This window comes from Nostoc flagelliforme FACHB-838, assembly GCF_014698065.1.
In the GTDB taxonomy this organism is placed as follows: domain Bacteria; phylum Cyanobacteriota; class Cyanobacteriia; order Cyanobacteriales; family Nostocaceae; genus Nostoc; species Nostoc flagelliforme_B.
In genome coordinates this window covers 38,696-59,643 of record NZ_JACJSI010000042.1, presented here as the reverse complement: position 1 = coordinate 59,643, position 20,948 = coordinate 38,696, and the positions used below count along the sequence as shown (strand labels likewise).

At 43.4% G+C, this 20,948-nt stretch carries 25 protein-coding genes and 5 pseudogenes; 12 read left to right on the top strand and 18 right to left on the bottom strand.

The annotated features are described in order from the left end of the window. Positions 1-210: pseudogene (locus H6G97_RS20365) on the top strand (hypothetical protein); the annotation flags it as partial. Between the two features lie 239 nt (positions 211-449). After that, positions 450-587 (top strand): hypothetical protein, encoded by a 138-nt coding sequence (locus tag H6G97_RS20360; RefSeq protein WP_190942508.1) that lies wholly within the window; start codon positions 450-452, stop codon positions 585-587. A 4-nt stretch (positions 588-591) separates the two neighbouring features. On the opposite strand, the gene H6G97_RS20355 is transcribed toward H6G97_RS20360, so the two are convergent. Together H6G97_RS20355 and H6G97_RS20350 are read right to left on the bottom strand one after the other, a co-directional pair. Beyond that, positions 592-1,173, bottom strand: a complete 582-nt coding sequence (locus H6G97_RS20355) for a hypothetical protein (protein WP_190942507.1) — start codon at positions 1,171-1,173, stop codon at positions 592-594. Positions 1,174-1,223: 50 nt separating this feature from the next. Next, complete coding sequence (locus tag H6G97_RS20350) at positions 1,224-1,376, bottom strand: hypothetical protein (protein ID WP_190942506.1); 153 nt, start codon at positions 1,374-1,376, stop codon at positions 1,224-1,226. Positions 1,377-1,744: 368 nt separating this feature from the next. Between H6G97_RS20350 and H6G97_RS20345 the strand changes: the two are divergent. Further along, positions 1,745-2,152, top strand: a pseudogene (locus H6G97_RS20345) (DinB/UmuC family translesion DNA polymerase). On the opposite strand, the gene H6G97_RS20340 reads toward H6G97_RS20345, so the two are convergent. The 5 genes from H6G97_RS20340 to H6G97_RS20320 form a co-directional block, all read right to left on the bottom strand. After that, positions 2,136-2,348: a hypothetical protein gene (locus H6G97_RS20340; RefSeq protein ID WP_190942505.1), complete on the bottom strand. Its 213-nt coding sequence runs from the start codon at positions 2,346-2,348 to the stop codon at positions 2,136-2,138. The pseudogene H6G97_RS20345 and the gene H6G97_RS20340 sit on opposite strands and share 17 nt — an antisense overlap. Before the next feature lie 211 nt (positions 2,349-2,559). Beyond that, positions 2,560-2,745 (bottom strand): hypothetical protein, encoded by a 186-nt coding sequence (locus H6G97_RS20335; protein ID WP_190942504.1) that lies wholly within the window; start codon positions 2,743-2,745, stop codon positions 2,560-2,562. After that, a complete protein-coding gene (locus H6G97_RS52695; protein ID WP_242055019.1) occupies positions 2,708-2,866 on the bottom strand; it encodes a CHAT domain-containing protein in 159 nt (52 codons plus the stop codon). Before H6G97_RS52695 ends, H6G97_RS20335 begins: the two co-directional genes overlap by 38 nt. Before the next feature lie 955 nt (positions 2,867-3,821). Next, the gene (locus H6G97_RS20325; protein WP_190942510.1) at positions 3,822-4,607 is read right to left on the bottom strand and encodes a DUF4198 domain-containing protein; all 786 of its coding nucleotides are present in this window, start codon (positions 4,605-4,607) and stop codon (positions 3,822-3,824) included. A gap of 754 nt (positions 4,608-5,361) precedes the next feature. Continuing rightward, complete coding sequence (locus tag H6G97_RS20320; protein ID WP_190942503.1) at positions 5,362-5,517, bottom strand: hypothetical protein; 156 nt, start codon at positions 5,515-5,517, stop codon at positions 5,362-5,364. Between the two features lie 289 nt (positions 5,518-5,806). Here H6G97_RS20320 and H6G97_RS20315 point away from each other — a divergent pair, with 289 nt between their 5' ends. The 4 genes from H6G97_RS20315 to H6G97_RS20300 are packed head-to-tail and all read left to right on the top strand — an operon-like array spanning position 5,807 to position 11,048. Further along, entirely contained in the window at positions 5,807-6,874 is a 1,068-nt protein-coding gene (locus H6G97_RS20315) for a sulfate ABC transporter substrate-binding protein (protein ID WP_190942502.1), read from the top strand. A 5-nt stretch (positions 6,875-6,879) separates the two neighbouring features. After that, entirely contained in the window at positions 6,880-7,752 is an 873-nt protein-coding gene (cysT, locus tag H6G97_RS20310; RefSeq protein ID WP_190942501.1) for a sulfate ABC transporter permease subunit CysT, read from the top strand. Continuing rightward, positions 7,742-8,650 carry a sulfate ABC transporter permease subunit CysW gene (cysW, locus tag H6G97_RS20305; protein ID WP_190942500.1) on the top strand — a complete coding sequence of 303 codons (909 nt, stop codon included), beginning with the start codon at positions 7,742-7,744 and terminating at the stop codon, positions 8,648-8,650. Before cysT ends, cysW begins: the two co-directional genes overlap by 11 nt. Before the next feature lie 49 nt (positions 8,651-8,699). After that, a complete protein-coding gene (locus H6G97_RS20300; protein WP_190942499.1) occupies positions 8,700-11,048 on the top strand; it encodes a DUF3604 domain-containing protein in 2,349 nt (782 codons plus the stop codon). Here H6G97_RS20300 and H6G97_RS52690 read toward each other — a convergent pair. Both H6G97_RS52690 and H6G97_RS52685 read right to left on the bottom strand, forming a co-directional pair. Beyond that, complete coding sequence (locus H6G97_RS52690; RefSeq protein ID WP_242055018.1) at positions 11,039-11,392, bottom strand: hypothetical protein; 354 nt, start codon at positions 11,390-11,392, stop codon at positions 11,039-11,041. The genes H6G97_RS20300 and H6G97_RS52690 overlap by 10 nt on opposite strands. A gap of 152 nt (positions 11,393-11,544) precedes the next feature. Then, positions 11,545-11,682, bottom strand: coding sequence for a hypothetical protein (locus H6G97_RS52685; protein WP_242055017.1), 138 nt, complete (start codon positions 11,680-11,682; stop codon positions 11,545-11,547). A 628-nt stretch (positions 11,683-12,310) separates the two neighbouring features. On the opposite strand from H6G97_RS52685, the gene H6G97_RS54815 reads away from it, so the two are divergent. Both H6G97_RS54815 and H6G97_RS20290 read left to right on the top strand, forming a co-directional pair. Continuing rightward, entirely contained in the window at positions 12,311-12,436 is a 126-nt protein-coding gene (locus H6G97_RS54815) for a hypothetical protein (RefSeq protein WP_277883310.1), read from the top strand. Positions 12,437-12,461: 25 nt separating this feature from the next. Then, the gene (locus tag H6G97_RS20290; RefSeq protein WP_190942498.1) at positions 12,462-13,226 is read left to right on the top strand and encodes an SDR family oxidoreductase; all 765 of its coding nucleotides are present in this window, start codon (positions 12,462-12,464) and stop codon (positions 13,224-13,226) included. A 351-nt stretch (positions 13,227-13,577) separates the two neighbouring features. Here H6G97_RS20290 and H6G97_RS20285 read toward each other — a convergent pair whose 3' ends face one another. From H6G97_RS20285 to H6G97_RS20265, 4 genes are all read right to left on the bottom strand, one after another. Continuing rightward, the gene (locus tag H6G97_RS20285) at positions 13,578-13,955 is read right to left on the bottom strand and encodes a hypothetical protein (protein WP_190942497.1); all 378 of its coding nucleotides are present in this window, start codon (positions 13,953-13,955) and stop codon (positions 13,578-13,580) included. A gap of 218 nt (positions 13,956-14,173) precedes the next feature. Continuing rightward, positions 14,174-14,452: a CPBP family intramembrane glutamic endopeptidase gene (locus tag H6G97_RS20280; protein WP_199349500.1), complete on the bottom strand. Its 279-nt coding sequence runs from the start codon at positions 14,450-14,452 to the stop codon at positions 14,174-14,176. Further along, a complete protein-coding gene (locus tag H6G97_RS20275; RefSeq protein ID WP_199349498.1) occupies positions 14,394-14,828 on the bottom strand; it encodes a hypothetical protein in 435 nt (144 codons plus the stop codon). Before H6G97_RS20275 ends, H6G97_RS20280 begins: the two co-directional genes overlap by 59 nt. A 238-nt stretch (positions 14,829-15,066) precedes the next feature. Continuing rightward, the gene (locus H6G97_RS20265; protein WP_190942496.1) at positions 15,067-16,035 is read right to left on the bottom strand and encodes a zinc-dependent alcohol dehydrogenase family protein; all 969 of its coding nucleotides are present in this window, start codon (positions 16,033-16,035) and stop codon (positions 15,067-15,069) included. A 120-nt stretch (positions 16,036-16,155) separates the two neighbouring features. Between H6G97_RS20265 and H6G97_RS20260 the strand changes: the two genes are divergently transcribed. The 3 genes from H6G97_RS20260 to H6G97_RS54810 all read left to right on the top strand — a co-directional run bounded on the left by H6G97_RS20260 (position 16,156) and on the right by H6G97_RS54810 (position 17,984). Next, a complete protein-coding gene (locus H6G97_RS20260) occupies positions 16,156-16,506 on the top strand; it encodes a winged helix-turn-helix transcriptional regulator (protein ID WP_190942495.1) in 351 nt (116 codons plus the stop codon). A gap of 92 nt (positions 16,507-16,598) precedes the next feature. Next, on the top strand, positions 16,599-17,267 hold the full coding sequence (locus H6G97_RS20255) for a TetR/AcrR family transcriptional regulator (protein WP_190942494.1): 669 nt from the start codon (positions 16,599-16,601) through the stop codon (positions 17,265-17,267). A gap of 594 nt (positions 17,268-17,861) precedes the next feature. After that, positions 17,862-17,984 (top strand): hypothetical protein, encoded by a 123-nt coding sequence (locus H6G97_RS54810; RefSeq protein ID WP_277883309.1) that lies wholly within the window; start codon positions 17,862-17,864, stop codon positions 17,982-17,984. A gap of 71 nt (positions 17,985-18,055) precedes the next feature. On the opposite strand, the gene H6G97_RS52680 is transcribed toward H6G97_RS54810, so the two are convergent. The 5 genes and pseudogenes from H6G97_RS52680 to H6G97_RS55985 all read right to left on the bottom strand — a co-directional run bounded on the left by H6G97_RS52680 (position 18,056) and on the right by H6G97_RS55985 (position 20,936). Further along, entirely contained in the window at positions 18,056-18,109 is a 54-nt protein-coding gene (locus H6G97_RS52680) for a hypothetical protein (protein ID WP_242055022.1), read from the bottom strand. 190 nt (positions 18,110-18,299) lie between these two features. Further along, positions 18,300-19,313 (bottom strand): annotated as a pseudogene (locus tag H6G97_RS56000) (IS701 family transposase). Between the two features lie 24 nt (positions 19,314-19,337). Then, a pseudogene (locus tag H6G97_RS55995) lies at positions 19,338-19,526 on the bottom strand (IS630-like element ISAcma28 family transposase); the annotation flags it as partial. A 63-nt stretch (positions 19,527-19,589) separates the two neighbouring features. After that, positions 19,590-20,042 (bottom strand): annotated as a pseudogene (locus H6G97_RS55990) (IS66 family transposase); the annotation flags it as partial. Between the two features lie 12 nt (positions 20,043-20,054). Further along, positions 20,055-20,936 carry a hypothetical protein gene (locus tag H6G97_RS55985; protein WP_422394197.1) on the bottom strand — a complete coding sequence of 294 codons (882 nt, stop codon included), beginning with the start codon at positions 20,934-20,936 and terminating at the stop codon, positions 20,055-20,057. Between the last annotated feature and the right edge of the window lie 12 nt (positions 20,937-20,948).

The window sequence follows — 20,948 nt, the reverse complement described above, 5'->3', positions numbered from 1 at the left end:
TTGGCTGGTCTGTATGATGGTAATCCCAAGCGCCACACAACCAAACCAACAGCAGAAAAGTTGTTGAATGCTTTCAATGGTATAACAATGTATTTTCATCGAGACGGCAGCTACGAAATGACTCAACTCGGTGAACTTCAACAACAAATTTTAACTCTGATGGGAATACCGCAGTCACTTTACACTTTCCCTTACCTTGTACCTGGATAAGTGCTTACCAGAATCCTATCTAATTAAGCTCCATAAGCTTTACAGTGCATTAATTCCTCTTCTAGCTTTTTAAATCAGCGAACCGACCGTAGTAATGTTTACCAAAACGTGTGCAACTGGAATTGGTACATTCTTTACTCTTGCCTGCCACGAATATTGCACCATCCATTGTTTGAACAGTTTTACGCAGATGCCTTGGTCTGCGTAACACTAATTCTGTTCCACAATGGACACATTCGATGAGCGAACATTCTAAGATTATTCGTTTGATATTGCTGAATTTTCGTTCTGGGCGATGGCGAGGCGACTTTACTATCACTAATTTTTTACTGCTGGTAGGTGCTTTCCTCAGCTTACCTGCTTTGTATACCAACTAGATAGCTAGGGATTCAGCCCTAAATCGAAACGGAGATTATTGATCGCCGTTTGTAGAGCTTCTTCAGTTTTGAGTTGGTTTAGTTGTTCGAGTTTAACGACAGCAATCTGGCGATCGCGTTCGATATTGAGGCGTTGTGTATTGAGTTCGGCTTTAGCGGCATCGTCAATTAAATCTTGACGGTTTGTGGCAATCTCCTGTTCAAGTTGAGCCTGAGCTAAATTCAGCTGTTCAACAGAGAGCAGTTGCACCTGGGTTTGTTCTGTCCAGTTTCGCAGTTGAGAAAGGGCATCAACTCGGAATTGAGCGATCGCTAATTCTTCTTGTCTGGCGTTAATCTGGTCTTGGTTATTACCTATACTTTGCTGAAGCAGTGCCAACTCTTGAGCCGCAAGGGTTTGTTGTTCTTGAAGAGCAGCCGCCTGACTTTCGGCTTGGGTACGCAGTTGAGTAAATTGCTCCCTTTGCTGTTCGGCTTCGCTTTTGAGTTGCCGATATTTCAGCATTTCGCTGTAGTAATAGTTGGCTAGTTGAATGTCTTCAGGACGAGCAATACCACCGGCGCAACTACCGCTTTGATCAGTCACCAGATCCTGATAGTCGCGGTGATGAAACTTCGGCAACGGTGGTAAAGTCGTTATATCTCGCCATGAGCATCCACTTCCACATCTTGCGCTTCAATTAACCTTGCGGTTTCCAACGCCGAACGAACTTGAGGGTGTTCGGTATTTTCTGGTTGTGCTTGCACAAAAGTCTCAAGTCGTTCTAAAGCGTCTAATATAATCCCCAAGGCCAAATTTTTCTGGTTTGGGTCATCTCAGTTTAAGTCCAAAGCGGCTTTCAAGACTTTGCTCTGCTGCTGATAGTTCTATCAGTGGATTCCAATTTTCTGGCCGCATACGTAGATTCTCTGCTTGCGAAGCTGATATTTATTACCTGAATCTACCTCAATTCAGGTTATCCCTCTCCAAGAGATTTTGTTAAATATTGCTTACAGCTTATTTGTCGCTATAAGTCTTGGCTGGCAAGCGTTTTCTACGCTTTATTCTCCATTGTTTATTTCTCTTTGGGCTGATTTTCCTTTTGCTCTCCGATTACTGAATCGGTGTTCTAGCAATTGAGAAGTTCCACGGTATAGGAGAAGTTACGGCGGCTAAGATGCACTCACTCGGCATTCATACTGGCGCAGATTTGAAGGAGCGTTCGTCGAAGACGTTGCCGTTCGCGGTAGCGTCTCTGAAAGAGAAGGCATCGCTCTTGGAGCTAACACACCATTTTGGTAAAGCTGGTCATTATTACTATAAGATTGCCAGGGCAGAAGATGACCGTCCAGTTGAGGCAAATCGGGTTCGTAAGTCAGTTGGTGCAGAAACCTCATTTGCACAGGACTTAAGCGATGTCGGTCAGATGTTGCAAGAACTTGAACAGATTGCCCAAATTGTCGAGCAACGGTTAGTGTAGCACGAAACGCGAGGTCGCACATTAACTCTGAAAGTCAAGTTTTCTGATTATCAGCGTTTAACCCGCAGTAAAACAATGCTTGCTCCTATCAGTGAACCGGGGTAATCACCTCAAACTCATTGCGCCTGAGTGATACTAGAATATTTTCCTCATTTGAATCTACTTGAATAAGCCAGCGTATGCTTGATTGACCATCTGAGTCTGGCTCTCGACCACAAATAACCCCAACTTTTCCAGTTACATAGAAAGGACGTAGAATCAAAACTGTGTCTCCTACTTCAACAGAGTCTGGGGTCTGCAATAGCGCTCCTAAAGGTGTTAGCTTTGAAAAATGGACTTATATATGTGAAAAGCTCTGTTGTATAACCTTATTTTAATCAAAGCTTAATTACTAACTAATCTTCCTGTTAATGCTTGTGATGGAATGCTTTGAGGCTATAGCAACACTCCACAAAAAGACGCACGTTAACGTTAAAAATCAACTGTTGGCATTACCGTGGGATTAACTGCGGTCATCTTTGAGTGTTGGCGATCGCTCCGTTGCCTACAGCCGCTCCTAAAGAATCTCTCGGAATCGGCGCTCGTACTCTTGTTTCAGCTTCGGCATCCTGGGCTGATGACTTCCACCATTTGAGCCGTTCTGGAGTTGGAGCGCTTACGCTATTTATTTTGAAGAGGAGTCCATTGTCCAGAGGCAATAAAACTTGCCCAAAAGTAAGGATGCTGATAATTCTCCGTATTTAGCAACTCTAACTGTGCCGCTCGCAGTGCTTCATGTCTGCCTTGACCTGCTTTCAAACCCTGGTAATACTTCACCATTAAATCCTTTGTAGCCTGATCGTCTACTAGTCACAAACTCAAAACTTGGCTTTCTGAGCCAGCAATTACTAAAGCACGACGTAAGCCGTAAACCCCCAAAAACGCCCTAAAACAAAAGTCATTGAACTGATTGACTTCTTGCTTTGATCAAATTCTACAAGCGACATCCGTAAGATTTCGGAAAAAATTTTTAAATGTCCGATCATGCATTCGCTATGGTCAGGATTTGTAGTACTTCTACAGAAGTATAAATATCTACTTTTGTATAAATTGAATGTTGGTAAATCAAGCATTGGTTATTCTACTCTGCTGAAGTGAATAGCTCAGTAGACTATTTTGTGAAACAGCGATCGCCTTTGGCTTAAGCTTCCCCTATCGCCGCCCCCGCCCTCATCCCTGCTCGATTAACAACCGCCCTCCATAGCCTATGATTGCTCCTTAGGGTAATGACAGCGATAGAAGGATGAATGGGAACAATTGTTCCCAAAATATGATTAGTGGTGTTGATTTATGCAGCTTGGGATTGGTTCAACTGCTGTAACCTCATGACAATTCTCTCTCTCTGGCTAGCACGCTTCTTTGATACTAACGACATGATTGTGTTTGCCTTGGGAATATCTTTTGCAAAGGAACCAGTATCCCGAAGCTTTCGCACGCCTCTAGACACTCAATAATATAGTTGATTGAGTCGAGACTTAGCCATTTATGACTTTTCGCTAGAACTAACCATTATTTTAGAACAACCTTCACTTTTCTGGAAGATTAGAGCCATTGCCAGCTTGTCTGAAAGCTCTGGTTATTATTCGTTTCATGTGGTCAATTGCGTAATCGATCATACCTATGGTCTAAAAGATATCAAATGGGTTTTCTAGAAAAATAGGTGAGGCATTAAGCCTCACCTAGAGTTAATTAAATTATTCAGTTTGATGTGTTAACTAACCTCGCAAGAAAGTAGTTATTTATTCAGTAGGATTTTCTTTCTACGTAAAGCCAGTAAACCTACTACACTTAATCCTAATAAGGCCGAAGGTTCTGGTACAGAGGCTATTTGTGCTGTAAAACCAGTTTCGTAAGAAGTCGTTATACCTCCAACTGATATTGAGTAGCTGGCTTCAATTGCTTGTACTAGCCCTTGTGTACCGATGGGAATAGAAAAAGTGCCATCCGCATTTTTTGCTACTTCTTGCCCAAGGTATTCTACAGTAACTGAATCGCTGACTGGTTTGCCTTGAGCCAGAATTTGAACTAATAAACTGCCTGACAAGTCCTCAGCAAAAGGGTTTTGTAAAGGTAAGATTTCCAAGGGTAGATTGAAAGATTGTGCTAAGGCATCTGACCAGTTATACAAAGCTTTAGTGTACTTGAGCAAATGCCTAACATTTTGGTAGTTCCCAACTTCCGTGGCTGTAATATCGTAATAAGCATCATCGCCTACTTCCGCAACATAGCCATTATCCAATGATGCTGTGATCGCGGCTACTTCTTTATCAGCAGTTAGATATAACTGGTCTGATGTTTGATTAATGCTAAAAGGAATTGTTTGTTTGTTTATATCGTAAACTTCTGCTCCTGTGAATTTTGTCACATCATAGAATTGTGGGCCTTCTTCGGGATGCCCAAATAATAAATTGTATTGAGCATTTTCTTTCTCAAACCAAATAACGTGAGCGGAAGCTGGTTGAATAAAGCATGGCAGAATAGCTGCCGCTATGAGCAGACCCGAAATTTTTTTGAGCAGCATTTAACTCTCCAGAAAGTTGTATTTGGTCTTAATACTTAATTACGTAATCAGAAAACCAGTTTTTTTAAGACTGAACAATCCCCCCGCCAGGGATAAAATTTAAATATTTATATTTTCTTAAGTTTTCCTAAATAGTCAGAATAAATTGAAAATTATTTATTTGAAGAATAACTATCTTTAGATAGAGATTAAGGCTAAAATAATAAATATTAAATGTATTTTTTCAACTACAAATTTTATTTATAGCGTTTTCTAAGCAACTGAGGTAGACTCAAATATTGTTTACTAAGGTTAATAGCTTTGAAAACGTACCTCATGCTTGTCAGGAACCGCTATAGCTACTATCCCCCATTTAAAGTGCGATAGCCATAATAGTAGATCCTTAACTTCGTAATTACTCTACGCTTTCTCCAGTTGCATTTTGTATTATTCCAGCAATCAGAATTATTAATAAATGTTGTTAAATCAATAAGTTATATCGAAGCATAAGTTTTCATTGTACTAGTCTTAAAAGGCAGATTTGATAAGTTATATTTGATTAGTTTTATGAGCTTTATAATAGTAACAATCAAGCAATTTACTCAATTTTATTAAACCATTTTCACTAGTAATTAAGAGCTTCGCTAAAACTTGAGAAGTTTTTAATTCAACTATTCCAGAAATGAATGTACATCAGCATTACGCAAAACCAGTACCTGTCACTGAGGGCTGAAAGCAATTCGCCTGAATAAATTTTGCTGCTACCTCATGCACCTCAGTACTCTCGGTTACTCGCTGTTTGTCCCAAGGTAAACTCATCTGCCCTGGCGATGACTTTTTCGCCTTTCCACCTTTTATCACCGATGGCAAAAAGCTGCTCCCCCAGTGGTTCCGTTTCTCTGGTTTTGCCTGTGGTCGATATTTCTGACAAAATCTGCGGTATTAAGCAAGGCTTCTAGCTGTTTTGAACATTTATTCTTGGGAGCGATCGCAGGCGGAGCATCGTCGCACTCATTACCCCTCCTCCCTCACCCACTCCAATATAGAGTCCGCAATGCTACCGCCGCACTTTAGTACAACTTTTGCTCATCAAAGATGCCACCACTGTCCGGGGGTGTAATCAAATCATTTTTAATTAGTATTTTCTTAAATACAGTTATTTTATCGGTTTTTGGTAGTATTATCTAAATCAAGCCAAGAATAATAACTAGGAGGAATTTATGAAGAGGCGTAAGACCTTACACGCCTTGTTATTTGCTGCGGGATTTTTTATCCCAGCTTGCACTCAAACCAAAAATTCTACGCAAAACCAAACATTAACAAATCAAGCCCAAGTCATCACAGATCAAAAATCCAACTCGGTTGAACTGACGTTAGTTTCTTACGGAGTAGCGAGAGCCTTATTTTCCAAAATGATTCCGGCGTTTCAGGCACAATGGAAAGCGAAGACTGGGCAAGATGTCATATTCAAAGAATCTTATGGCGGATCTGGAGCGCAAACCAGAGCAATTCTTGGGGGTTTACAAGCGGATATTACAGCACAGAATATCCAAAGTAACATAGATGCTTTGGTGGAAAAAGGTTTTGTCAGTCCAGATTGGCAGCAAAGATTACCCAATCAGGCTTCCCCTGCTAATACTGTGATGGTTGTAGTCATACGGACTGGAAATCCTAAAAACATTCAAAGTTGGAACGATCTAACTCGTGACAATGTAGCAATTGTTGGCATTAACCCCCAAACAGGTGGGAATGCGCGATGGGGAATTTTGGCAGGGTATGGTTCTTTTCTCAAATCTCAAGGAGAACAAGCTGCCCAAAATTATCTTAGAAGCTTTGTGAGAAACACCAAAACCCTAGTCAGTAGCGGACGAGAAGCATCAGATGCTTTCATCAAAAACAAAATTGGTGATGCACTACTTACTTTTGAAAACGAGATTACTTTTACCAACGATGCCCTTGCAGAGGATTTTCCTTACGTTGTACCAGCAACTAATATCCAGGTTGATTTTCCTGTGACTGTAGTTGACAAGATTGTAGATAGCAGAGGAACACGCGAAGTAGCCGAAGCATTTACTAAGTTCTTGTTTTCTCCCAAAGGACAGGAAATTTACGCCCAACAAGGATATCGCCCAATAGATCAGACGGTATATCAAAAATATGCCACTCAATATAAACCAGTTACAACCCTCTATAAAATTGCTGACTTTGGTGATTGGAAGGCTGTAGATCAGAAACTGTTTGCCGATGGCGCATTATTCGACTCTGCCCAAGCAGTCAGAAATAGGTAATTACAATGTTAGCCATCTCTGTCGCAGTTTCCCATCAACGCTTTCACCGTTCGCTTCTACAAGGTTTAGCTTTAACCTATATCAGTTTTATCGTTCTCTTGCCTTTAGGAGTAATCTTTCTAGAGGCTACCAAAAGTTCCTGGACAGAATTATGGCAAGTCATCACTGCTCCCCCTGCTGTAGCAGCCTATAAACTTTGTTTCTCGGCGGCTTTGTTGGCTGCTTCAATTAACAGTGTCTTTGGGGTAATCCTGGCTTGGATATTAGTTCGATATGAATTTCCCGGAAAGAGGTTGGCAGATGGATTAGTAGACTTGCCTTTTGCTATGCCTGCGGTAGTGGCGGGGATTGCTTTGTTATCTCTCTACGGTTCTGGGGGAGTCATCGGACAGTATTTAGATCCGGGAACATTCTTAGGTGAAAGCTTGAGATTGTTGGGTATTGAACAGGTAAACTTGACCTCATCTGTAATTGGTGTAGTCTTCGCTAAGGTATTTGTTACTCTGCCTTTTGTAGTTCGGACTGTACAACCTGTTTTAATGGGGATAGAACCAGAAATTGAAGAAGCAGCACATATTCTCGGTGCAAATTCTTGGCAGACATTTTGGCGAGTGATTTTTCCCCAAATACTACCTGCAACCATCACAGGATTTACCTTGGCTTTTGCCCGTGCTATCGGTGAATACGGAGTTGTGCTGATTATTTCCGGTAATATTCCCTATGAAACAATGATTACTTCCGTCTATATCTATCGCAGATTAGAGCAGTATGACTATAGTGGAGCAACGGCTGTAGCGATTGTGTTGTTAATGATTTCTATGGTGATTCTCATCTGTACCAACTTATTACAGTTGTGGAGTCGCAGGTATGAAGCTTAAGTTACAATCAATACCTTGGGGGCGCTATGTGTTGATGACTTTAGGGTTATCATTTTTAGCGATCGCTGTTCTTTTTCCCCTACTGAATATCTTCTATCAAGCCTTTGCTAATGGAATTGAGGCTTATTTACAGAGTGTAACTACGCCTGAAGCTCACCATGCCATATTCTTAACTGTATTGATTACATTAATATGTGTTCCTGTTAATACGGTTTTTGGCATTTTAGCAGCCTGGGTTTTAGCAAGATACTCGTTTCCTGGTAAGGTGATGCTGTTATTAATTTTAGACTTGCCATTAGCAATCTCACCTACTATTGTCGGTTTGATGTTTATCTTGCTTTATAGTCCTACCGTCGGTTTATTTAGTTCATGGTTGCAAGTAGCCAATATAAGAGTGATTTTTGCTCTACCAGGAATGATTTTGACAACTTTATTCGTGACTATTCCGTTTGTAGTGCGAGAGGTTTTACCTGTGCTGCAAAGTACGGGATGGGAAGAGGAAGAAGCGGCGCAAACATTAGGAGCCAATTCTTGGCAAATTTTTCGGCGTGTAACATTCCCGACAATTCGTTGGGCATTGTTTTACGGTGTGATTCTTTGTACTTCTAGAGCGATTGGGGAATTTGGCGCGGTTTCGGTGGTTTCGGGGAAATTGATTAATGAAACTAATACTCTGACTTTACATATTGAGCAGGTGTATGCGGAGTATCAAACTATAGCTGCTTTTGCTTGTGCTTCTTTGTTGGCTATTTTAGCGTTGTTGACTTTGGTGGCTCAGGAGTTTTTGCGAAATTTGGATGTCTCACGCACAGTAGACGCAGCGAAAAGTCGGAGCGCCGGAAACCGACGCTCTGAACTTTTCAAGACAAAGCCGCAAAGAAAGAGCGCAAAAGTGTGATTTATTGATGTACTTGGCAACTTGAAGGTTTATTTTTGAGAGAAATTCTATGTCAGACGAAATACTTGATTTATTGGGAGAATATACACACCCTCAAGGATATTTAGAATACATCAATACCTTACCTTTTCTCGGTCGTTTACACTGTTATACGCGACAAATTGAAGCGGGAAGTTGGCAACAAATTTTGCTTGATTATGAGGTTGGTGCTTCGGGAATTGCTGATGGTGCTTGGTTTAAGGTAACTTTCAAATTCTACTCGGATTGGGCGTTGTTTCAGACGGAAGACCCAACAGCAGCTAACTATGTTTCGGCAGAATACCAAGCTCGTCCACCACTGACTGGTGAAAGTCAGTCAACGGTACAGTTGTTAAAGGTAAGGTTTGATCAAAAGGGTCATGAACGTCCTTATCAAAAGGCCATTATTGTCGATATTGTTGATGGCTATTTAAAACCAGGCGATCGCATTTTAATTCGATTAGGCGATCGCCGAGGTGGTGGCGCAGGTACAAGGGTACAAACTTTTGTTGAACAAGGTTTCCGGTTTCGGGCTTACATCGATCCGGTAGGTACTTCCCGCTTTGCTGAAGTTCCGGGTGATGTGGTGATTGATGTTGTCCCCGCACCACCAGCTAAAATTACTATTGTGACTCCTAGACTTGTAAAAACAGGCGTTCCTTTTCCTGTGCGGGTACGAGTAGAAGATGTTTGGGGAAATACTTGTTGGGGTTTGGGCGGAAAGTTGCACTTAAGCGGTTTGCAGGAGCAGTTACTTGATTTACCGACGCAAGGATGGGCGGTAGTCAAAACTAATTTGACCCTAGAGAATAACCAAGAAACCTTGCTGCAAGCTAATTTGGTGGGTACTGAGTTGCAAAGTCAGTTAACGCCGATTACAGCAGATAGTAACTTGATTTATCCCCGTACTTTTTTTGCTGACCTTCATGTACATTCCAACAATACTGTAGGAACGAATAGTACAGAGTACAATTTTGCCTACGGTCGAGATGTGGCGGGGCTGGATGTTTTAGGATATACAGCCAACGATTTTAATATTACTGAGGAACGCTGGCAACATGATGTCAAACTGTGTCGAGAGGTAACGCGAGAAGGAGAGTTTCTTTGCTACCCTGGCACAGAATGGTGTGGTAATTCTGCTGTTGGTGGCGATCGCAATGTGATTTTCTTGGGTGATGAGGTGTTATTTCCCTGCGATCGCCAAGGAAAACAAGTGCGTTCTTTTGAATGGAATGAAGACATGAAAGGCCAGCAATTGTTACCCGGAGCTTGGCCTGTGGATCGGCTTTACGCTGCTTATATTCACAATCCAGAGCAGCATTTAATGATTCCTCATGTGGGTGGACGACGGGCAATTTTGGACTGGCATCATCCTAAACTAGAGCGTCTAATTGAAGTAGGTTCGGCTTGGGGACACTTCCCTTGGTTTTACCAAGATGCCATTAGTAGAGGTTATAAAGTGGGTGTGTCAGCCAATGGTGATGAACATCGCGGACGCTGTGGCAGTGGCGTTCCGGGGACAGCTGTATTTGGTGTCAATGGCGGAGTGACGGGAATTATTGCTCCAGGGTTGACGAAGTTGGATATTAATCAGGCTTTGCGTTCTCGTCATACTTGGGCGACAACAGGCGATCGCATAGTTGCTTTGTTATGGTCTGGTTGCCACATTCAAGGAGATGAATTTACTGCCTCTGATGCTGTGACTATTAACTACCGATTTTTAGGTACGAGTGGCTGGGATGAGATTACAGCATATACTCATCATGGTTTATTGTGGCATCGTAATCTGCAATCAGAAGCGGGTTACGCTCCTAACAAAATTCGTCTGCGTTGGGGTGGTGCGCGGATTAAAGACCGCTATCGTTGCGCCCAGTGGCGTGGCACTCTGGAATACACAAATACTATAGTGCAAAGCTATCAAGTTTATGGTCTAGAACATCCAGAAGAGTATGTCAGACAAGCGGCAGCATTAAAACTAGAGTTCCGTTCTGATACCTATGGAGATGCTGATGCAATTGAACTGAATTTATCTGATTTACTCCACGCGCAATTCCGGCTACAGGTTCAAATCGATAGTTACACCAAAGTCGGAAGTCCACTACGGCGTAATCCTTATATCCATTGTCCTGAATTTACCTGGGAATTTAGCGGACAAGACATCCTCAACCAAGGAATGCTGCGGCAAGAACTTGGAGGAACAGAACTTTTTCTGGCGGTAGAACGGTTAAGTACAACTCCCATGCCTAGAGATATAAGTGGCAGTTTTATTCTAGAGCCTGAATCTAGTTCCTATGGTTTTGTCCCAGTTTATATTTCAGGTCGTCAGATTGATGATTCTCAGGTTTGGACAAGTCCTTTGTTTATTAGTTTTTATTCCTGAGTGAAGGGTTGATAGCACAGCAAGCTGAATTTACTGATTCCTCCTTTCAAAATACTTTGTGCCGACATGAATAATTGAGTTGCAAAACTGGGAGGTATAGAATAGCCAATAATTGACCCCGCCGTAGCAGTTTCGTTGGGGAATTCGTATGACAAAAACTTGACCGTAGCATCAGGCAACCAGATATCAGCGAACTTACTACGGTTGCAACCCTTGTGATCGGTGAAATGCGTAGGCGCAGTCCGCCGCAGGCATCGCAATATAGTATTGCAAGGTAAATGTCCGGGTTTATATTTGGACTGTGTACGCCCCCCAACTCTTTCTATTAACAGTGGTGTTGGCACATACCAAAGAGGCGTGGAGGTAATCGGGGCGGCGGGGAAAACCTAGAAATCCTGACTGTGCTACTTCTTGCACTGTTAGTTGGATTATTCTACAGCCATATTCGCTAAAGTTGTGGTGATGGGTTTTGGCGATGCCTTCTCTTTCAGAGACGTTAACGGGAACGAGAGGCTTGTCTGCGACACGCTACGCGAACGCCAACGGCAACGTCTTCGACGAACGCTCGACTTAGTTCTGGCTTGCTTGGGTCAAACTCCACCGCGATAACTGGACGAATCCCGGCTTCAACCATCCCCGCTTCTATCTTGCCGCCACCCGCGAAAAGTACTACAGCGAAGCGATCGGGGCATCATCCAGCAGGACTGGTTTTAATTTTGTGTCATCAAAATTTTTGCAGACATCTGATTTTGGTGAGAGCTTTTTAGTTTTCGCTTTTTTAATAAGGGACTTCCAAGAAATAAATTTACTCAGCAAAAATCATAATTTGACATATAGAAAATAATGATAATCATTCTGAGGGGATGAAAAGTGGTTGCCTATCTCAGTGCGGTATGAATAATGCTTCACCCGCAGCAGGTTAGAGACTTGTTCGAGCAGTTTTCTGGGTCGTGGTTCCATCACGGCAATTTCTAACGCTGTAATTCTGTCATTCAGGATCTTAGGGGGATGGTGGCAGGTTCTCTTGTGGAAGAAAGACGGAAGATTTCCGCCTAAGAGTAAGTCATGTAACAACCTTGCCTCTTTTGAGCTAGAAATGCTTTATCAATAAGCTTTCTAGATAATAAATTGTAAAGGTTGTTTCTCGACAGGCTCTAAGATCCCTGTGGAGGGGTATTATGTGGAAATCGCGTCGGGCTAAGTCGCTCAATGCGGATTTAGACAGAAAGTTTCGGGCTAAGTGCCTCAAGACGGACTCTTAGGTGGAAATTTTCAGTCCAAATAATAGTTATGCGGCTCAAGTTGCCGATAGTGACGGTTCACCAAGCTTGTCGGTGTCAGGCAAGCAGCTAATTGGACCGGAAATCACTCTTGTTAATCTGATTTAAAACCCTCAGAATAAGGAGATTTCGCATGAACCGCTTACAAGGAAAATGTACCCTCATCACTGGTGGCACAACGGGTATAGGGATTGAGACAGCCAAACAATTTCTTGCAGAGGGTGCGCGTGTAGCAGTCACTGGGCGCAACCCAGACACACTAGCTCAAGCACAGCAAGAAATGGGCAAAGAGGTAATCTTCATTAAGAGCGATGCGGGCCAAGTCGGCGAACAAAAGCACTTGGCAGAGGAAATCGCTAAAGTTTTCGACAAGCTTGATGCCGTCTTTCTTAATGCTGGGATTGGTATTTTTCAACCGCTTGAGGCTTGGGATGAAGCAACATTCGATAATCAAATTGCAGTCAACCTCAAAGGACCCTATTTTCTCATCCAAAATCTATTGCCAATTTTGGCAAATCCCGCTTCGATCGTCTTGAATACCTCAATTAATGCTCACATCGGGATGCCAAACTCTAGCGTCTATGGTGCAAGTAAGGCTGCGATGATCTCGCTGGCAAAAACTCTATCTGGTGAACTGATCGAGCGAGGAATTCGGGTCAACGCCATTAGCCCAGGTCCGATCGCCACACCGATACTCGGAAAGTCTGGTCTTCCAGCCGAGCAAGTTCAGCAAGTAGCAGAGGCGCTCCGCAACCAAATTCCGTTAAAGCGGCTCGGCAATCCGATTGAGATAGCCAAAGCAGCGGTGTTCCTAGCCTCCGATGAATCCTCCTTCATGCTGGGTAGTGAGATGATCATTGATGGTGGCGTGAGTACTTTAAGTTGGCAGTTGAGATAAGTAAAGATTACTTAAAGAGCAATTTGTGTTGTCTTTGCATAACACTTCGTTGGAGCCGAACGCAGAGAGCCTGTCTGCTTGAAACGAGAAGTCATTTGGGGACTTCCAAGGAATAAAATCCCCAATATATAATGATTATCATTATATATGGAATAGTTTATTTTCTGGAAGTCCCTTAATGGGTAAGTCGGAAATTGGAATCATTGTGCTTTCCTCAGCATTAACTTCGTTGTGTTGATCTCAAGTGTGCTGAGTTTCAATGCTTGACTTCTTCCAGATTCTTACAACGATTTGTCAAATTCTTATGGTGAAGAGCGAGTTCGTTTCGGTATCATCCGATTTAGACAGATATTAATGTTCAGACTTAACTCGCCATGTAATAACAATGATTTCTGCAAACATTAAGACAATTAATAGCTCCGAAAATGCTCGTAAAAAGGCTTCTATCGTCCAGTTCTGACTCTGAGCATCCCAGATCATCAAAACAATCTTTAATCCAATCACCAACCAGGGTAGAATTACCACTGAATTCCGTCTGCGATAGATGCGGATCGTCGCCTCACGCCAAAATAGGAAGGTACTGAGGATACAAACGATGTAGGATGCTCCTGCATTGATTAACAAGCTTGTTTGAAGACTCGAAGTCAGGTTCGGGTACTCAAGCGCGATCGCCGTCAGACAAACTCCCAGCGCGAGATACAGGAAAGTAAACAAGGTAAATCTTTTCATTTTTCTCCTATGGAATCGAAAAACGCTTACATTGAATTGCCTCGATATTTCGCATGTAATTCAACTCAGGAGCCAAGTCAGTCGGGCAGACTACATACACAATGTTCTGAGGTTGGCTGATGACTAAACGGTAGGAGGATGGAAAATCTCTCCAGGCACTCTCAATGATTTTAATTAATATCGACCTTCAGCACAAAATCAAACTCCGATCCGTCATATCAGCCCGTGCCAGCGAGCACCATCACCGGGATTGTGGGCAGGTTGACGACAGTGTGGGCGACAACTGCGGGCCAGACCGATCCGCTGCGGCGGTACACCTCAGCGGTGACGAGACCGACCACCAAGGCGGCGGGGAAGACGGTATTGAAGCCGTGCATAAGGGCGAAGATCAGGGTGCTGCCGAGGACCCCGATGAACGAACCGTAGTGTAGCAGTGCATTAGTGATGACACCTCGGAAGAGCAGTTCCTCGCCGAGGGGCGTGACGAGTCCAAGCAAGATTGATCGCCTGGTGCAACTGGGTACGAGTTAAGCTGCTGTTTTGTGATCCAATCGGTTGCGTTAGGGTCGAATAGTGTCGTAGTACATGAATCACCAGGATTTGAGTGAGTGATTCGACATATAATTGACCCATCATCCCACCCGATCGCAACTCAGCGAACATCATCATTCCAATCTGATGAAGTTGCAAATCTTGCTGACCGAAACAATGCACAAGGTCGAACCGTTTTGAATCAATGTCAGAGGCTTCAGCAACTTGTTGAATGAATGCCGACTTTAAGCAAATGTGCAGCGGAGCACAATAGTCACCAGCCAGAAATCCAACACGAAGAATATATAGTAACCTTGATTCCGCGATCGATACTTCTCCCATCGGAGGGACTTTGCCAACCCAGTAAGCAGATAATTACTTAAGCGCTGCTGTTGCCTCAATCTCAACTAATGTTTCTGGGGAGGCGAGTGAGGCAACACCGATGCCAGTAAGCGCGGGGTAGCAACTAGCCACTTTATCTTGCAGTATCATCCTGTTTCTCCTGTTCCCATCAATGTTGACCTTCAGCACACAATCAAACTCCGATCCGTTTAGCAATTACCAACGCCGTAAAGCTGGTCTAATTTTCTGTAAACTTCAGCACAATTTTGCCCCGTGTTCCTCCCTGCTCTAGACGCTGATGTGCCAGAACGACCTGATCCCAAGAAAATACTGAATCAATCACTGGGCGAAGCTGATGACGCTCGATGAGTTTTGTCAAAGCCTCTAATTTTGCTCGGTACTGGGGTGAAAAAACAAAATGAATCGTCAGATTCTTACCCCATGCTTCAAGAAGGGATTGCGGTATTGCAATGTCTACAATGCTTATAAGCCTACCAAAGGGACGAATGATTTCTAGACTATGCTGAATTGTTTCTTTGCCGATCGTATCTAGAACTAAATCCACACCTAGTCCATTTGTTTCTTGACGAATGACTTCTACGTAATCTTCATTTTTGTAATCAATCACCCGATCTGCGCCCAGTTCTGTCACGAAATCTCGGTTTCTAGAACTACACGTCGCAAAAACGTATGCCCCTATTGCTTTGGCGAGTTGAACTGCGATCGAACCCACTCCACCCGCACCCGCATGGATGAGAACTGTTTCACCAACTTGTAGATTGCCCCTAGTCACTAGACAATCCCAAGCCGTTCCGCCTGCAAGCGGAAAAGAAGCTGCTTCAATGTGCGATAGATTTGCAGGCTTCAATGCAACAATCGCTGCATCAGCCACATGATACTGAGCGTAGCTACCGAATTCTCCAAAAACTTGCGGCGAGTAGTACACGTTGTCTCCCACCTTGAAATCAGTCACAGCTTCGCCAATTGCCTCAATCACCCCTGAAACATCGACTCCAAGGATAGCGGGTAATCGAACCAGTTCCTTGTAATCACCACGACGAGTTTGGTAGTCGATCGGGTTAATCGAGGTTGCACAAACTCTGACTAACACCTGATTCGCCTTCAGTGTTGGTGTGGGAACAGTTTGAATCTCAAACTTCTCAGCATCACCAAACGCAGTTAATACGGCTGCTTTCATAAATTCCATTTGTGCCAACTCTCCTTGATTTATAATAAACAGTGATTTCGATACCATTCAGCATAGGTAAGTTCTCCCTAACTTCGCAAGTCAGCACGATTTGGTAAGGTAGTTACCGTTTAGTAGCAAATGCAGATATCACAGCCTCGTCGATCAACAAATAATTTTTCTAACCTGCAGCCAAGCGTTGCCCATATCGTGGAGCATACGCTTGGGTGTAAATGGATGTTGGCAGTTTTACACTTAATTCGCGTAGGCATTAACCGTCCAGGAGCAATGACCCGTGCGACTGGGGGCTTGACGACCAAAGTTTTGAATGAGCGGTTGTCCGATCTCGTTAATTTTGGCATTGTGGAAAAGATTGCTTATCCTGAGATTCCACCGCGTGTAGAATATAAATTGACAGACTTTGGCTTTCGCTTCGTTGAAATTCTGGATTTTATCGACAACTTGGAGGAATATCGTCAAAATCGGCGCTAAATCCTTGAGGTAGGGATTTTGATGCGTGAGTTGAGCTGAAGTTGTACATCGGTACGCAGAAAGTCCAGCAATATGGAGTTCACCTCATTTGCATGAGTCCAATTGATTGCGTGAGGACCGCCCGGTATCACTACAAGGCGGCTATCTTTGATGAGCTTCGGCAGTCTCGCGGCAGTGGACTCCAATGGCAGAATGCGATCGACCTAGCTTTAGAGCAGGCTTTGCTTCTGTTCTGGTGCAAGGGCTATTTGGGGACATCGCTCACAGATCTGACTGAGGCGATGGGCATTAACCGTCCGAGCCTTTACACCGCTTTTGGCAACAAAGAGACTTTATTCCGCAAGGCACTCGATCGCTATCGGGATCGGCACACTGCATACCTGCGGGATGCCCTTGAGGAACCAACGGCTCGGAGAGTGATCGAGCGGATGATGCAGGGCGTTGTAGATTTAGTGACCAATCCAGGCAATCCGTCCACATGTCTGGTTGCACAGAGTTTGCTCGCCTGTGCAGATCCAGATGATCCGCTTCATCAGGAATTGGTAGAACGCCGAGCGGCAGACGAGATTGCTATCCGTGATCGCTTCGAGCGGGCGGTATCTGAGGGTGACTTGCCGCCTGATGCTGACCCTACTGCCCTTGCCCGCTTTGTGCTCACGGTCAACTTTGGCCTGTCCGGGCAAGCAGCAAGTGGAGCCAGTCGCACGGAACTCCTACAAGTTGTTCAGACGGCATTGAAAGCCTACCCAATATTAGATTAGGTAATAGGTTTAATTATTTCTTTAAATTCAGGCAACCACAAATTTTTTGGGTTTGAAGTTGAATTATTAACCTTGATTTGTTTAATCTCTCGCTCCAAAATCGACCGCTCTTCACAGGGAATCGCTCAAAGAGATATTAGTGCCGACATTCTGTACTTTCAGCTGGCACAAGAGGATTAATTCCTGCGCTAACACAGTAGGTAATACTGCCGACAGGTAGAACCGAGAAATTGGAGAATCCAACGGCGATCGTCCGTAAAATTAAGCGTTGGCCATCTGGTCGAAGAGGCTACTTAGAGTATTCGTAGATAGTCGGTCGTCACCGAGGCCCAAGCGGGGCTTATCAATATCTATGACAACGGCTTCGGCAGCGCCCACCTTCTGGGCGACTTCGCCTGCCGCTTGCAGGTTCCGTCCTCCGATGAACACTGGAATGCCGGGATGCCTCTGGCAGAAGCACCTGACGGCGGCGCGCCCCACGACACCCGATCCCCCGGCGAAAAGTACCTACGCTGTCGTCATCAAGTTAGAAGCGCGTTCTTGGTCAAAAACAATGGTTGGTTCTTTGGTTTTCATAATGCAATGAATGAGTGAATGAAATATACAATCGAGCGTACTTTTGCAAGCTGTTGGCGTTTTACCTGTTTACTGCGATCGCTTACCAATCATGTTGTTGTATCAGGAGTGCAAGCTGCATTGGATTCTCGTCTGATCTAGCTTGAGTGTAATGAGTGCCAACGCTCAACTTCTTTCAGATTTTTACAATGATTTGTCAGATTCTTATGAGGTTAGCGAACCTGCTTGGGGGTCATTCCAGTCAGGCGCTTAAACTGTTGCGTCAAATGGCTTTGGCTGGAGAAGCCGACTTGTAAGGCAATGTCTGCGGTAAGCGAAGCTATCCCGAAGGGTTATCGCCAAGTCCGTTTTCAACAGCATCACTTTTGCCTGTTCCACCCACTGTTGAATCACATACAGGACTTACGCAACTGGCACAAGCAATGGTGTGGTGTAACCGCGCCGCATACGAAACAACTATGCGATAAACATGGGAACAGTCGGACGTTTGAGTTGTTGAAATAAATAATTTGATAACAATCCATGCTTAATTTGATAGATGGTTTGACCAGTGTTATAAGCTAAATCTTTGAGTCGAAGCCAGACTAAAATAGCACAGGCAATATGATTTCTTTGAATCCGACCCTTACGGCATTGGCATGATTTAATGCCAGTCAATTGTTTTAATTCAAAGGTGAAACTCCTCAACCTGCAATCGTTCCTTACACACTTGTTGTACAATGTCCGTAAAATCTTGAGATAAATCGTTCGTAGCGATAAAATCCGTTCTGTCGGTGGAGACAGTTACCCGGAACAGTTTCACTTTTTTGGCGGCGGGAAATTTCTTGATTTTAACTATTTTACCTGATTTTAACTCCTCATTATCCCAAGATAACAATTCAATTCTTTTATAATCTTCTTGCTTTTCCTTATTATCAACAAGTCGATTAAGTTTCAAAGGGCAATAATAATATTTTCCTAACCCATCAATATATAACATCAATTTATTTGTCGCATACCAAGTGTCCATTAACACGGCTTCAAATAGTAAAAGTTATGATACACAAGGTTTTGCAGCATCTCTGTCACATGAACTATTTTTGTTTTTCCATCTCTGTCTGGGTCATAAATACGATAGTCAACTACCCAAAATCTTCCTATTTCATGATTGACATATATACAATTTATTAGTCCAATTCCTTGGATGACTCTATGCTCATTCCCACTATATTGCCGTTTAGTTGTTTCTATTTCTATGGCATATCGTTTATCAATTACTGTGTCATCAAAAACTAGATATGCGTTCTCACTAACTTGGATGATATCTTTAACATTATCCCAAAGCAACCTTGGCGTTAGCTTTTCATTCTTGAGATAGCGGTTAATTAAATCGTGCGATTCGTTGATTAGTGAATCACGGTAATCAGTCCGTAAATAACTAATCCAGCCCGACAGCAGATTACTGTCACTAAAGGCTGAACTCTCGGTCAGATGTAGGTGAAAGCCCTACCATTCATGAGAAAATTCTAAAAAGAAGGATTCTCCGGTTGCAGGTTCAACCGCACCATAGAGCCAAAAGGCTTTGAATAACCACTGCCATTGTCCTATCGGTTTGACTCCACAGGCAGTAATCAAGCGTCCGAGCAGCGTGTGAAGTCCAAAACGGCTCTCATCTTGAGCGAAGTAGCGAATCGGGCGTTGTTGTTGACGAACTTGCCGATCATACTGACTTAACAACTCCAGGTCGTCTGCAACGATTACAGCATGTCGTAAAGCTCTCTCTGCTTCATTATTGGTGGGTGGTAACTGCGGGTGATAAAAACACGCAATCACGGCATCCCAATCAGTTAAAATCTCTTTAGCTAAAGCTTTTAACTTGGTATGCTCTGCAACCGCAGCTAATCGGCAGACTCTATAAAGGCGAGCGGGGTGTGAGTCTGATTCATTTGATTCCCCGTCGCCAGTAGCAAGTGAATGTATTAGTTCCCTTAGTTCTTCTAAAAGCCACTGCCCTAAATCTGCTACTTCTTTATCTAGCGCTTCAGTCAAAGCAATGGCTTTGCGGATGAGATGGGCTAAACAATGTTGGCGTTTCGGGTAACTACTGTAGGCTCCATAGCCATCAGTGACCAACCATCCCACAAACGCCTCGCTTATCAGGTGCAATAATTCCTCTTTCCGACGACTACCAATGTGGAAAACCGCTATTGTACTTGTGATTGCTACCCATAACTACCGAGATTTTCCTCTCTCATACCAGGGTGTTTCATCAAGGTGGATTATTTCTGCCGATTGTAATTCAACAATAAGTTCCTCGACTACCGCCGAACAAGCTATTCCTACTTCTCGAATGCATCTGTCGATTGTTCCCACCGAAAGCGATACCCCAACCCAATCATTCAACAATTCCCTAATTTTGGGTCGAGACATTCGATATCGTACCGCAAGACAAGCAATAAACGTTGCCAACATTGGTCCAACAAGTCCATACTCTTGCAAACATAAATCTTTGCTTCTCCCTTCTACTACTGAGATGTAACCTGCAAGCGGTTTAGATAAAGTGTGGTGTCCACAACCACAAGTTGCTTGATAGTAGTGATGAAGCGTGCATTTTAACTCGATTCCAGAATCTAATTTTTCTAACTCTAATACGTAATAACCCATCTGGGGTTTGGCTTCTGGGTCTATTTCTAGCCGACTGTTACATGATGCACAAGTTAGAGGATGATGGGCTACTGTCTGGCTTGCTATTAAGGGGTTTGTTCGCCAAATCCCTTTAGCCCCTACCTGTTTTCCCGGCAACTTCTTCCCAAATTCCTTGCTTTTTGCTTTCTCAATTTCTTCTGAAACTTGCTTATCTTCTGGCTGTGATTCAGTAATGGAAGCTTCACTCCCCCTTTGTCGTTTTTCTTGTGACGCTACTTTCTCTTTGCTTTTGAATTGGTCTGATGATGGGGGTAACGAACTATTACTTGAGTTTTGCTCTAATTTTTCTAGTTGTTCGACTGCTAAACAATGAAGCTTGCCTGCAACTTGTACCAATTTCTCTTTGTCCAGAGATTGGAAGTAGTCCTGGTTCATTTGTGCGAGGTCTTCTTTACTCAGTCGATTCATTCCTGCTTTGGC

Coding starts and splice junctions, on each gene's coding strand:
- H6G97_RS54810 (WP_277883309.1), top strand. CDS start 17,862: ATGAAATATACAATCGAGCGTACTTTTGCAAGCTGTTGGCGTTTTACC.
- H6G97_RS20360 (WP_190942508.1), top strand. CDS start 450: ATGAGCGAACATTCTAAGATTATTCGTTTGATATTGCTGAATTTTCGT.
- H6G97_RS20260 (WP_190942495.1), top strand. CDS start 16,156: ATGCAGATATCACAGCCTCGTCGATCAACAAATAATTTTTCTAACCTG.
- H6G97_RS20275 (WP_199349498.1), bottom strand. CDS start 14,828: ATGGGAGAAGTATCGATCGCGGAATCAAGGTTACTATATATTCTTCGT.
- H6G97_RS20315 (WP_190942502.1), top strand. CDS start 5,807: ATGAAGAGGCGTAAGACCTTACACGCCTTGTTATTTGCTGCGGGATTT.
- H6G97_RS20300 (WP_190942499.1), top strand. CDS start 8,700: ATGTCAGACGAAATACTTGATTTATTGGGAGAATATACACACCCTCAA.
- H6G97_RS55985 (WP_422394197.1), bottom strand. CDS start 20,936: ATGAATCGACTGAGTAAAGAAGACCTCGCACAAATGAACCAGGACTAC.
- H6G97_RS52695 (WP_242055019.1), bottom strand. CDS start 2,866: ATGGTGAAGTATTACCAGGGTTTGAAAGCAGGTCAAGGCAGACATGAA.
- H6G97_RS20290 (WP_190942498.1), top strand. CDS start 12,462: ATGAACCGCTTACAAGGAAAATGTACCCTCATCACTGGTGGCACAACG.
- H6G97_RS20265 (WP_190942496.1), bottom strand. CDS start 16,035: ATGGAATTTATGAAAGCAGCCGTATTAACTGCGTTTGGTGATGCTGAG.
- H6G97_RS20255 (WP_190942494.1), top strand. CDS start 16,599: ATGAGTCCAATTGATTGCGTGAGGACCGCCCGGTATCACTACAAGGCG.
- cysT (WP_190942501.1), top strand. CDS start 6,880: ATGTTAGCCATCTCTGTCGCAGTTTCCCATCAACGCTTTCACCGTTCG.
- H6G97_RS20325 (WP_190942510.1), bottom strand. CDS start 4,607: ATGCTGCTCAAAAAAATTTCGGGTCTGCTCATAGCGGCAGCTATTCTG.
- cysW (WP_190942500.1), top strand. CDS start 7,742: ATGAAGCTTAAGTTACAATCAATACCTTGGGGGCGCTATGTGTTGATG.
- H6G97_RS20285 (WP_190942497.1), bottom strand. CDS start 13,955: ATGAAAAGATTTACCTTGTTTACTTTCCTGTATCTCGCGCTGGGAGTT.
- H6G97_RS52685 (WP_242055017.1), bottom strand. CDS start 11,682: ATGGTTGAAGCCGGGATTCGTCCAGTTATCGCGGTGGAGTTTGACCCA.